General features: G+C 47.0%; 11 protein-coding genes. 7 read left to right on the top strand and 4 right to left on the bottom strand.

Annotation, left to right across the window (positions count from 1 at the left end; genetic code table 11):
- A partial coding sequence (locus RMO52_RS03615) for a photosystem II high light acclimation radical SAM protein (RefSeq protein ID WP_310410917.1) occupies nucleotides 1–1,236 on the bottom strand: 1,236 nt, incomplete at its 3' end.
- A 386-nt stretch (nucleotides 1,237–1,622) separates the two neighbouring features.
- Here RMO52_RS03615 and RMO52_RS03610 point away from each other — a divergent pair.
- The 4 genes from RMO52_RS03610 (at nucleotide 1,623) to RMO52_RS03595 (ending at nucleotide 4,875) form a co-directional block, all read left to right on the top strand.
- The gene (locus tag RMO52_RS03610) at nucleotides 1,623–1,940 is read left to right on the top strand and encodes a DUF1830 domain-containing protein (protein ID WP_309741132.1); all 318 of its coding nucleotides are present in this window, start codon (nucleotides 1,623–1,625) and stop codon (nucleotides 1,938–1,940) included.
- A 393-nt stretch (nucleotides 1,941–2,333) separates the two neighbouring features.
- Nucleotides 2,334–2,471, top strand: a complete 138-nt coding sequence (locus RMO52_RS03605; RefSeq protein WP_295615014.1) for a photosystem II reaction center protein K — start codon at nucleotides 2,334–2,336, stop codon at nucleotides 2,469–2,471.
- Nucleotides 2,472–2,797: 326 nt separating this feature from the next.
- The gene (gltX, locus tag RMO52_RS03600; protein WP_309741131.1) at nucleotides 2,798–4,234 is read left to right on the top strand and encodes a glutamate--tRNA ligase; all 1,437 of its coding nucleotides are present in this window, start codon (nucleotides 2,798–2,800) and stop codon (nucleotides 4,232–4,234) included.
- Between the two features lie 143 nt (nucleotides 4,235–4,377).
- Entirely contained in the window at nucleotides 4,378–4,875 is a 498-nt protein-coding gene (locus RMO52_RS03595) for a hypothetical protein (protein WP_310410913.1), read from the top strand.
- Between the two features lie 239 nt (nucleotides 4,876–5,114).
- Here RMO52_RS03595 and menB read toward each other — a convergent pair whose 3' ends face one another.
- Nucleotides 5,115–5,948 (bottom strand): 1,4-dihydroxy-2-naphthoyl-CoA synthase, encoded by an 834-nt coding sequence (menB, locus tag RMO52_RS03590; RefSeq protein ID WP_310410909.1) that lies wholly within the window; start codon nucleotides 5,946–5,948, stop codon nucleotides 5,115–5,117.
- A gap of 123 nt (nucleotides 5,949–6,071) precedes the next feature.
- Between menB and RMO52_RS03585 the strand changes: the two genes are divergently transcribed.
- Complete coding sequence (locus RMO52_RS03585; RefSeq protein ID WP_309740719.1) at nucleotides 6,072–6,887, top strand: Tab2/Atab2 family RNA-binding protein; 816 nt, start codon at nucleotides 6,072–6,074, stop codon at nucleotides 6,885–6,887.
- 35 nt (nucleotides 6,888–6,922) lie between these two features.
- On the opposite strand, the gene RMO52_RS03580 is transcribed toward RMO52_RS03585, so the two are convergent.
- Nucleotides 6,923–8,353: an MlaD family protein gene (locus RMO52_RS03580; RefSeq protein WP_310410906.1), complete on the bottom strand. Its 1,431-nt coding sequence runs from the start codon at nucleotides 8,351–8,353 to the stop codon at nucleotides 6,923–6,925.
- 74 nt (nucleotides 8,354–8,427) lie between these two features.
- Here RMO52_RS03580 and RMO52_RS03575 point away from each other — a divergent pair, with 74 nt between their 5' ends.
- The gene (locus RMO52_RS03575; protein ID WP_310410903.1) at nucleotides 8,428–8,700 is read left to right on the top strand and encodes a hypothetical protein; all 273 of its coding nucleotides are present in this window, start codon (nucleotides 8,428–8,430) and stop codon (nucleotides 8,698–8,700) included.
- Complete coding sequence (locus RMO52_RS03570) at nucleotides 8,697–10,010, top strand: voltage-gated chloride channel family protein (RefSeq protein ID WP_309745337.1); 1,314 nt, start codon at nucleotides 8,697–8,699, stop codon at nucleotides 10,008–10,010. Before RMO52_RS03575 ends, RMO52_RS03570 begins: the two co-directional genes overlap by 4 nt.
- Before the next feature lie 147 nt (nucleotides 10,011–10,157).
- Here RMO52_RS03570 and RMO52_RS03565 read toward each other — a convergent pair whose 3' ends face one another.
- Complete coding sequence (locus tag RMO52_RS03565; RefSeq protein ID WP_310410900.1) at nucleotides 10,158–12,221, bottom strand: serine/threonine-protein kinase; 2,064 nt, start codon at nucleotides 12,219–12,221, stop codon at nucleotides 10,158–10,160.
- Between the last annotated feature and the right edge of the window lie 190 nt (nucleotides 12,222–12,411).

The following is a 12,411-nucleotide window of genomic DNA, read 5'->3' as shown; positions in this document are numbered from 1 at the left end:
AATCTTCTCCATTTCGCGATGATAGGCGATCGTTTGACGGATCGTTTCAAAGCGTTCGTCGATGACATTAAATGAGTAATTAATCGATACCATATCTTCAAATCCGGCGGCTTTGAGATCGCGACAGTTTTGGAGAACGGTGCGGAGATTATAGCCCATTCGCATTTTGCGAACTAGCTCCTGCGAGCCACTGGTAATCCCGATCTCAAAATAGTTCATCCCGGTTTTTACCATCAATTCGCACAGTTCGGGTGTCAGATTGTCAGCGCGGATATAAGCTGCCCATTTGATATCTGTCATCCCACTATCGACGATCTTTTGTAATAACTCGATCGCATCATCGATATAACGTCGGGCGGGGATAAATTGAGCATCGGTAAACCAGAAGTTCCGAATTCCGCGATCGTACAATTGCCGCATTTCGGCAACTACTTCATCAGCCGGATTGATTCTAACCTGCTTACCTTCAATGACGGTATAAACACAGTAACAACAGTTGTGCGGACAACCGCGTTTGGTTTGCACGCCGACATAAAAATCCCGATCTTGCAAGTAATAGCTAAATTCCGGCCAGATCGTCTCGATATAATCATAGTTGCACGCCGTCTTTTCGATCGGGGCGGGCGGTTCGTGTACCAATCCTTTGCGAGGGGCTTCACCGACGATATAGCAACGTTCTTGAGTGAGTTCTTCGGCTTTGTTAATCTTCTCTAGCAGGGCTTCACCTTCGCCGATCGAGACGATCGCACCCTTTGGTAAACTCTTAGATAATTGCTCGTAGAAGACGCTGACAGCCCCCCCACCGACGACGAGTTGCGTATCGGGATGATATCGCTTGGCACGTTTGAATCCGCGCTTAATCAGGGACATATTCCGCCACAGTTCGGTATAGTGGCTCTTGAGCATCCGCGCCCCGCCGAGCGCCCCACGCAGCTTTTTGAGCGGGTTGCGATCGTAGAAAACTTCAAAGGAGTTCTGGAGCGGATTGCCGCCGCGTCCGCCCACTGGTGCGTAGATCTGGATATCCCGCCACGAGTATACCAATAAGTTGGGCTGGAACTCGTCGATCGCGGCATCGAGCGACTTACCATAATCTAGAGGTACCGCCGCACCCACGTCGAAGATCCGTTGCTCGACATCGGGAAACTGCTTGTGAACGTGATCTGATAAATATACTACCCCAATCGGGAAAATCGGATTACAAGGTAGGCGACAATAGAGAATCCGTGTATTCATAATTTAGGGGATAGGGAATAGGGAATAGGGAATAGGGAATAGGGAATAGGGGGGCAAAGATTAGCACTGATAACCTTGTCTTGAAAAGGTGCTCGACTTGGGGAAACCCCAAGAACGCACTTTCCGCAATCCGTCAAATCCGGCAAATCCTCAAATCCCGATCGAAGTTTTATTAATGTCTTTAATATAACTTTACACAAAACTCACAGGGAAAGGTAGGCGCAGATGGGGATTCTCTCGCCCAGGTGCGATGATTTTTACAGATAGATTATTCGAGCGATCCCCGATAGGCACGAAAAGTAGTAAACTTTACAGCTTCTCTCTAAATAGGAGTGATACCTTGAAGGTGTCGATCTTTCTCTGGGTACCAGGTGAAATAGATTATTATGGCTCACATTCTCGATCCATTACCGCAAGACAACGCCGATGACATTTGTTGCTGCTATGTCAACAGCACCAGTCAAATCCAAGTTGCCCGCATTACCAACGTGCATAACTGGTACTTTGAACGGGTGGTCTTTCCCGGGCAACGACTGATATTTGAAGCCCCAAGCTATGGCTATCTGGAAATTCATACTGGAATGATGGCTAGTTCTATTTTATCAGATAAAATCCCTTGCCAACAACTAGTCGTCCTGGGGGAAGATGAACCCCACCCTTTCGCGATCCCGACGACTCAGGATCGCCAGTACGCCCATCAATAGGGGGGCTTTAGGCTTTAGGCTTTAGGCTTTAGGTTTTAAGCTTTCGGCTTTAAGCTTTAGGTTTAGGATTTGGGGGATTACACATTTTGCCTGGTAACAAATCAGACTTCAAATCAGTAACGCCTACTAAGTTGGATTCGATCGAGCTATTTCTTCAGGACTTCATCTGCATGGTTTTCATCATCACCGATCGAGTGTACTCAGGTTCGTCAGGCTAGAGCAAATATCTAGTGTGACGAACGGCTCGATGTGTAGACGATGCGCGTGTGTTCGAGCGATCTGCTCGTTGGGGAAACATGATGCACGAGGGTCGAGCGTCCCTTCCTCGACCCCAGACATGGTAAAATATAGGGTAACTATAATAACCGTGCTAAAAACAAGGATTAATAAAATATGGACGCAGCACTCCTAATTGCCAAATTGCCAGAAGCATACGCCATCTTCGATCCCTTAGTCGATGTTCTGCCAATCATTCCAGTATTATTTCTAGCTCTAGCCTTTGTTTGGCAAGCTGCTGTCGGTTTCCGCTAAGTTGAGCAAGGATTTGTGAGATCCGTTCGCCTCCAAGTGAGTGGATCTTGAAAACTACAACCGAACTAAAACTTTGCGTTAAAAGACATTCTCGATGTGAGGGTGTCTATTTTTGTGGATAGTGAATAGGGAATAGTGGATAGTGAATAGTGGATAGTGAATAGAGATCGGCAATAATGCTTTGTCATAATCCGCAGATCTACAACCTTGCCCTTTCCCCTTTCCCCTTTCCCCTTTCTTACCCATTACCCATTACCCATTACCCTTTCCCCTTCCCCAAGCGGAACCATTTACAATCAAAGGTGTACCGCTCAAGATAATTAGCCGTGACAGTCAGAGTTCGCATCGCTCCAAGTCCAACTGGTAACTTACATATTGGCACTGCTCGCACCGCCGTTTTCAATTGGTTATTCGCTCACCACTCCGGGGGGACATTTATCCTCCGCGTCGAAGATACGGATACCGAACGCTCCAAGCCTGAATACACCCAAAATATCCTCGACGGGATGCAGTGGTTGGGTTTAAATTGGGATGAGGGGCCATTATTTCAATCGCAACGCCTCGATTTATATCGGCAGTCGATTCAGACTTTACTCGATAATGGTCGCGCTTATCGCTGCTATACTACCACAGCGGAACTCGACGAGCTGCGCGCGTCTCAAGAAGCAAATCATCAACCTCCCGGCTATGACAACCGCCACCGCGATCTTACCCCCGAACAGGAAGCCGCATTTATCGCTGAAGGTCGGCGTCCAGTGATTAGATTTAAAATAGATAACGATCGTGAAATTAGCTGGGTAGATCTGGTTCGCGATACAGTTACCTGGAAGGGTAGCGATTTGGGTGGGGATATGGTGATTTCCCGCGCCGCTGACGAACATGAGTTAGGACAACCGCTCTACAATCTCGCGGTAGTAGTAGACGATATCGATATGAAAATTACTCACGTCATTCGTGGTGAGGATCATATCGCCAATACTGCCAAACAAATCCTGCTGTATGAAGGCTTGGGTGTCAAAGTGCCCGAATTTGCCCATACACCCCTGATCCTGAGTGAAGAAGGCAAGAAACTCTCCAAGCGCGATGGCGTAACTTCGATCGATGATTTCAAGCAGATGGGCTATGTCGCACCAGCACTAGTCAATTATATGACGCTGTTGGGTTGGTCGTCTCCCGATGCCGAAGAGTTATTTACGCTAGAAGAAGCAGCCAAACAGTTTGATTTCGATCGAGTCAATAAAGCTGGTGGTAAATTTGATTGGGATAAACTCAACTGGATTAACAGTCAGTATATCCATGCCATGCCCGCCGAGCAACTATTGCCCCAATTAATTCCCTATTGGCAAGCTGCGGGATTTACATTCGACCCCACCGCAGATCGCGACTGGCTGCTCCGGCTTACCAGTCTCATCGGTGCCAGTCTAGCGCGGCTGGATGAATGTGTCGAAATCAGTCGCACGTTCTTTACCGATAGCGTTACCCTCGATGAAGAGGCTACTGCTAAAGTCGCTCAACCCGGTGCTACAGAAGTACTAACTAGTCTGGCAACAGCCATGAAAGCTAAGTCAGAATTGAGCGAGAGCGATGTCCAGGAGCTAATCAAACAGGTGACAAAAGAGCAAAACGTCAAAAAGGGCGTGGTGATGCAAAGTCTCCGTGCTGCCCTAACTGGCGAAGTCCACGGCCCCGATCTGATTCAGTCTGTACTACTCTTGCACCAACATCAATTGGCAGTCCCCCGGATCGATCGCGTATTAGGATAGAGATAAGGAGGTAATGGGATGATGCCGAGATCGCCCATTACCTTTTTTTGTAAATAGAGACATATAGCCTATATAAGTAAGTTAGACGTAAGTTAATATTGGGTATATCCATTCGCCCAATACCTCGATCGAGCTGATTTATAATGATTAAATATATATTTACAACTAGCTTAATTTTCACAGGTTTGCTGATGGAAGCTGGTCTCGCCCATGCACAGACTTCTACTCAAAACGCTCCTCAAACTTCCACTGTCGGCAACAACTCGGATGGAAATACCGTCGTCCAAACCAATCCTCAAAATAGCCAGAATAATAGTCAGCAAGTTAATTATCCCAGCATTCCCTTAAGTCCAGTAATTCAAAATCCGGTTAATACCGAAAACGACTTTGGACTAAATTTAGGTGCAGCTCTCAATACGATCGATGGTAGAAATACAACTATCTACCTGGGCATTACCTATCAACCAGGGCGCACCGACGATCACAATGCCCGGATGGCCAAATTGAAATCCGAAACACAAGTGCTCGAATCTCAGAAACAAATTACCCTAACTCAACTCGAACTGCTCAAGCAACAAGTTGCCGAGCAAGAAATCAGATTGCAAAGAATGCGCTCTGGCGAGCAGCCATTACCTAAATAACCACTGTATTTGCATTCATTAATAGCTCATTAAGTAGGGTGGGCAGTCGTCTCAGTAGGGTGGGCACTGCCCACCACATGGGTTTCAGGCAATTGGTGTCTAACTACCGACCTGGGCATTAGGACATTAGGATAAGGGTGCTAGATATCTAGGTAGGTCGGCGCAAATATTTGTCATATCTAAAAAGCCTGAAACCTTGTTGGTGGGCAGTGCCCACCCTACGCGTCTACTGATTTAATCTATGGCAACCAAGGGTACTGGCGAAAATTGGGTTGGCGTTTTTCGAGGAATGCTTGCTTGCCCTCAGCACCTTCCTCGGTCATGTAGTAGAGCATAGTGGCATTCCCAGCCAATTCTTGCAAGCCAGCTTGCCCGTCACAATCGGCATTGAGAGCGGCTTTGAGACAGCGAATCGCGATCGGACTTTTGGCTAAGATCTCTTGCGCCCATTCGATGCCTACTGCTTCTAGTCTGTCCACAGGCACCACAGTATTGACTAAACCCATATCGAGTGCGGCTTGTGCGTCGTATTGACGGCACAGATACCAGATTTCTCGCGCCTTCTTTTGTCCGACGATGCGGGCTAAATAGCTCGCTCCAAACCCACCATCGAAACTACCGACTTTCGGCCCGGTTTGACCGAAGACCGCATTGTCAGCCGCGATCGTGAGATCGCAAAGTAAGTGTAAGACATGTCCACCACCGATCGCATAGCCTGCAACGAGGGCTATTACCGCCTTGGGCATCGATCGAATCAAGCGTTGGAGATCGAGTACATTTAGACGCGGAATCCCGTCTGCGCCCTGATAACCGCCATATCCGCGCACGGACTGATCGCCACCTGAACAGAAGGCATATTTACCATCGGTATGGGGGCCAGCACCTGTGAGCAATACCACGCCGATACTGGTATCTTCCCGCGCATCGCAAAACGCGTCGTACATTTCAAATACCGTCTGCGGACGAAAGGCATTCCGCTTTTCGGGACGATTGATGGTTACTTTTGCGATGCCATCGGCTTTATGATAGAGGATATCAGTATAGGTTTTGACCGATCGCCAGGTAATTTCCATGCTTGGTATGAGGCTCTGAATTAAATTTAGTTTATCAGGTTTAGGCTCTATGCTTGGAGTCTCCATAGACGATCGCCTATTACCCATTACTTATTACCCTATCCCCTATCCATTATCCTTTAAATGACTATTTGGCAAGCGGATATTTCTAGTCGTCCCCAGCAAAATGAACGAGGCGAAACCCTATGGGAGCTAGTTATTTGTGCAGCGGATGGGAGTTGGTATCATACGGCGATTTGTCCGCAAAAACAGGTAAATGCGGAGTGGATTGCCAGTCAGATCCAATTGGCAACTACAGATAATTTGCCATCAGTAATCGAAGTTTTTCGTCCGCAAAGTTGGGGATTAATCCAGACGGCTGGAGCGAAATTAGGTATTGAAGTTGTCGCGACACGGCGGACGGTGGCGCTGAAAAAGTTATTGCAACAACAGGCTCAAAGTTATGCTAATCCTCATTATCAACCGCTGGCGATCGAGTCACCCCCGCCGTTACCGATTCCTGACGATTTAGTTGGGGACAAGTGGCAATTTGTGACGTTGACTGCCGGACAGTTGGTGTCAGATTTTCACGATCGACCGATCCCGATCGTCTCGATGCCCGACTATTTATTACCACCGCATTGGGGTCTGGGTGCGAATGTAGCCATCCCTGGGGTGATTATCTACGGGGGCAGACAGTCGATGCGGTTGGCGCGGTGGGTGGCGGAAACAGCGCCTGTGAGTCTCAATTATTTGGGTGACGATCCGGGGGGTTTGGTTTTGGATGCGGGGTTGGCAGATCGGTGGGTGATGCTGACATTTAACGATCGCCAAGTCAGTCAGGCGGCTAAGCTTTATGCAGCACGGCAACGGCTCGTACATGGGTTGCATTTTCTGTTGGTGACTCCCGATGATTCGGGAGTCACAGATAGTGGGATTTGGTTATTGCAAAGTAGTTGACACTATAATAGCGATTTTATCATTCGATCGAATGGTTAATTTTTAGGAGTTAAGACTGGAGTTAGTCGGAGATTATTTTTGGGAATAGGAATTGGGAGTGGCTGACTATTTAGCTGGATTCGATCTGTTGGTATTAATAATTTTTGCTGACGAGCGGGACTGAAATAATCGGGACTAACTAGATTTTGGGTAGGGAGTTGGCTGATATTAGTCAGCGATCTACTTAGTGGTTCGATCGTTTGGGCGAGTTTAGCTTGCTGCTCCAATTGTTCGGCGGAGGAGACTAGTTTGCCTAAGCCGTTGACGAGATTGCGGAGATTATTTCTAAATTCGGGATTGCCAGTTAGATCGTCTAAATCTGCGGTGATTTTTTGAGTATTCTGGAATGTCGCACGAGCCGAATCTAGCGTTTGTTGTAATGTGACTAAGGTTTTAGGATCGTTTAAATTAGCGGTAATATTTTTGAGATTCACTGATGTTTGATTGGCATTGCTCAACACTCCCTCTAAGTCTTTGACTAATTTATCTGAGTTTAGTTTTGAAAGGGTGGTGTTTAGCTTAACAACTGAGGGATTAATACTATTAACCGTCTTGCGAAGATCGACACTAAGCTTGTCGAAATTATTCAGAGAAGAGGCAAAAGTTTTCCGATTTTCAGCTACTAAACTATTAACGGAGCCAGCTAATTTTTTGTATTCAGCCGCAGTAGCAGTCAATTGGGCAGCAGTTACGGTAAACTTATCGGCACTTTGACCGATTTTGGTACTAGTTCGATCGAATGATACCGTCAGGACATTTGCTTTTGCTGATAAATTATTTAGTTCGGTTTCGACAGTTTTTGGTAATTTAGAAAAATCATTAGTCACGCGATCGAGGCTTTTACTCAGTCGCGAGAAATCCTCAGCAGCCGCACCAGTTTTGACTAAAGTATTATTGAGGTTTTTGACTACTTCAGGATTACTATACAAATCGATTAATTTTGTGGCCCTTTGGAGTACTTCGTTAAAACTTGCGCCAATTTTACCGTTGACTTTAGCATTATTACAAAGAATCAAATTGCCATTGCATTGCGGATCTAGCGCCCCAGCGAGGGAGCGAGAATCGATCGCCACATTATTATTAGTGCGGGGGGTAATTTCGATGACGGGTTCGCCGATTAGCCCAGTTTGACTGACTTCTACTGCAACATCTTTGGGAATTGTGAGATTGGGATCGTCCATCTGCATCACGACAGCCACTCCATTGATACCTGGTTCGATTTTGGTAATTTTGCCTACCCGAATCCCCCGAAATCTGACGACACCACCAAGCTGAATCCCTGGTGCCTGAGCAAATTGCGCGATAATATTGTAAGACTGAGATCCTGGTGTCAATCCTCTAAGCCATAAGAAAATTGCGCCAAAGACAGCTAACCCAGCGATAAGCATCAATCCAACCGAACCTTCTCGGACTGCGCGTGATTGCATCTTAATTTATTGCTCCTAAACTCAACACGATCTAGACGAAATTTGGACTGAGAAATTGATTGAAGATAAAAAACTTGAGTGACAAATCGCTGGCTGTCTCTCCACTGGCAGCGATTTTAACTGCGTTCATGCCGATGGCGGATAACCGATTTGTGATGATAATGTCCTGTGCAAACAGATTTTTGTCGCCACTCGTCTCCATGTTACCGCGTCACTCTCCTAAATTAGTCTCGATCGAGACTAATTACGTGCAAACTACTAGTGATGGCGATGCGGTTACTGCGGAAATCTCAGCACCAGACATCAACGTTATCTACCTTAGAGCGATTCAAGCACCACGAAAATGAGTAAATGGCGAGATGTCAGCATTAAAGCGATTGTCGATTTAGTCAAATGGCTCCAGGCAACCCTGGCTTTGCCGGGAGCCATTGGCTGTAGCATCGGGATCCTAAGTGGCACCTCATCAGCAGCACTGCTGAGTGCCCTAGAGTGGGCGACAAGCTGGCGGGAGGCTCACGGATGGGTGTTGTGGCTATTGCCCTTGGGTGGGCTGCTCAGTGGGCTGATTTACCATTACTGGGGGCAAAGTGTCGCTGCTGGAAACAATCTCCTGCTCGAAGAAATTCACGATCCGCGATCGGTAATTCCGTTGCGGATGGTACCGTTGGTGTTAATTAGTACGACGTTGGCGCACCTATTTGGTGCCTCGGTGGGGCGAGAAGGGACGGCAGTTCAGATGGGTGGGGCGATTGCAGATCGCTTGAGACGAGTCGTGGGGCTGCCGGGAATCGATCGGCGAGTCGTATTGATGGCGGGGATTAGTGGCGGCTATGCGGGGGTATTTGGGACGCCGCTCGCGGGGATGTTGTATGGGCTAGAAGTTTTAGCTTTTGGCAAGTTTCGCTACGATGGACTATTAATGTGTGCGATCGCGGCGATCGTGGGCGATCGCACTACACTAGCATGGGGAGGACACCATCAACTTTATCCCATCCCGATCGTCCCCCAATTAACAATGCGGGGCTTAGTAACAATGATGTTGGCTGGTGCCATCTTCGGGCTAACCGCGCGGTTATTTGCCACTTTGACGCATCAGATTAGTGCTTACTTTACAGCGAAGATTAGTTATGCACCGTTGCGTCCCTTCGTGGGTGGCATCTTAGTGGCGATCGCGATTCAATTAACTGGTACGACTAAGTATATCGGTTTAGGTGTACCGACGATCGTCAGTGCTTTTAATGTCCAACTTCCACCCTGGGATTTTGCTGCCAAAATTGCTTTTACTACCCTAAGTTTGGGAGCGGGATTTAAAGGTGGCGAAGTCACGCCCCTATTTTACATCGGTGCGACGTTAGGTAATGCGATTGCCCCACTGACAGGATTGCCCACACCACTCCTCGCTGGAATGGGATTTGTCGGTGTATTTGCTGGGGCTGCCAATACACCCCTAACTTCAATACTAATGGCGATCGAATTATTTGGCTCTCCAACTGGTATTTACGCGGCAATTACTTGTATCTGTAGTTATTTATGCTCTGGGCACGTAGGTATTTATCGATCGCAACGCGTGGGTGTGAGTAAATATGTTTCGCTCAAACATCATGAGGGCAAAAGTATTCAGGCACTAGAGATCGATCGAGATATCGATGCAAACTAACATCATCTTAGAACTCACTTGAAATCTGCTAGTGGGAAGGGCGGGTTTGTGTACCTACGGTAGGCTTAGCCAACGATACTGAATAGTAAGATCGATACTGACTGGCATAAACCCGCCCCTACAGTTGGTGTATTAGAGATAATATATTTAGCGATCGATACTCACAAATCCAGCTTTTTCTAGCAAGCTTTGTCCTTGCTTGGTTCTTAATAAGTCGGCATAAGTTTCGCCCACTTTTTGACGATTTGAGTCGTCGATTTTGATGATGACGTAGATTTGGCGAGTGAGTGGGTACGATTGAGTTTTAATTACTTCGGTATTAATTTTATTACGCTGACCGTTATTGCAAGCAGCGGGAGATTGCAATGGTTCCTGATAAGGCTTAACTAAGTTATTCCCCGTTTGACCGATCGCTAGAGGCTGAGTGTTACACGAGTCAACAATAACTTCCTTGGCAGCTCCATAGTAGATTCCGCCGGGATTTTTACTGACTTGCTGCAACCCCTCAGTCGTATTACTAACAAATTGTGACTTAAGTTCATCGCTCTTTTTTAAGACCAAATCTTTAAAAGAAGAAACAGTACCACCAGATTTTTCGGTACGTGAAAAAGCGACGATCGGGAGATTTTGACCGCCGACTTGACTCCAGTTAGTTACTTTACCAGTATAAATATCGCGCAATTGGTCGATCGTTAAACCAGGAAGTTTGAGCTGCGGATTGACTACGACACTGAGCGCATCATAAGCTACAGCCTCTTGTTTGAGTTGACCTGCTTTGACACGCGGGTCGTCTTTGTATTTAGATTTATCTAATGCGATCGAGGATTGAGCGAAATCTAAATCGCCTTCGAGCAGCCAACAAATGCCATTATTAGAGCCAGCTTTGCTGTCACATTTACCATTTTTTGTAGATTTAAAGTCTGGCGAACTAGCATCGGCATAGACGATATCAAAGTTCGGAAAAACGCCCTTAATTGCCGCATCGATCGATGATTGGATTTGTCTGGTAGTCGCCCAAGTCGTACTTCCCCCAAACTTAAATACACCCTGGGGTACATCTTTAATTTGCACGAATGAATCACCAGTACTATTGCTGGTAATGTTGGGTATCGATGGCTGTTTGGTACCCAAAAAATACATCGCGCCAGCAGCCAGTGGCAGCAGGAGCGCCGCTAATCCCAACCATGCGAGGGGCAATTTACGGGCGAGGGGAGGTGCTGTCTGTGAGGCGACAGTGGGTGTCAGACTGGCGACGGGAAGCTGAAGGGGTTTTGTGAGTAAATTGGGGTTAGTGGGGGTTTGGAGAGGCTGATAGCTAACGATCTGACGGGTAACGATCGGCGATAGGGCGGCAATTTCGCTAAAAATAGTGGTGGTAGTATCGGGACGCTGATGTGGATCTTCCTGCATCAATCGATCTATTAAATCTAAGAAATCGCTGGCAACTTGGGGAGCCTTACCCCGCCAGATTAAGACATCGCGATAGGTATCGTAAAGATCGATCGGTTCTTTGCTAGTAAGTAGATAAACAAAGGTTCGCCCCAATCCAAAAAAGTCGGACTGAGCGAAGGTTTCTCCCCGCTGCTGTTCGGGAGCAGCATAACCGGGGGTATAAATCCGAGTAGCTTGGGGGGAGACATGGACGGCGGCTTGTTTGGCTGCACCGAAATCGATCGCGACTAATTGCCCGTCGGGTTGGAGAATAATATTAGATGGCTTGATATCGCGATGAAAAATCCCGCGATAGTGGATTTCTTGGAGGATCTGCGTCAGTTGCGAGAGCCAGCCGATCGCCGTTTTCTGGTCGATCGGGCGCTGCATGACTTTGATATACTCTTCTAAGTCCATCCCAAAAATCCGCTCCATTACCAGGCAATGTAGAGCTGTCTGGGAGGCATTGGGAGTATATAAAAAGAAATCTTCGACTAAGGGAATCCCAGCAATTCCTTGTCCGGTTAAGCTTTCAAGGACTCTGTATTCGCGATCGAATAATTCGATTGCTTTAGCATTATTACTTTTGAGGACTTTGAGGACTTTGGGGACACCGCGCTCTGTGACTTCATAGGTATCCCCATAGCCGCCTTTGTTGCTCATTAATTTGGCAACTCGATATTTACCTGCTAGGAGCAGTTCTGAGCCACAGCTTTGGCAAAATAGCGTCCGATCGGAGTTTTCCGGGTGCGGACACTGAGGATTGATACACAGACTCATCCAACGTTAGCTCGATTCTAGGTATAACAATACCTATATTGTATCGTCTCGGCTAATTTATGCGATCGGCTATAAGTCTCGATCGAACTATTTAATTGGGCAGCTCGACTTAGCTAAGATTACTCGCAGCAGCTATTTCAATTTTTTAATAATGTCCTGAACTTTAGCTGCTGTTAATCCTTTGATTTTT

Origin of the sequence: Chamaesiphon sp. OTE_8_metabat_110, assembly GCF_031382685.1 — a bacterium.
Classification (GTDB): domain Bacteria; phylum Cyanobacteriota; class Cyanobacteriia; order Cyanobacteriales; family Chamaesiphonaceae; genus Chamaesiphon.
The sequence above is the reverse complement of the archived record's forward strand: the minus strand, read 5'-3'. Positions and strand labels throughout refer to the sequence as shown.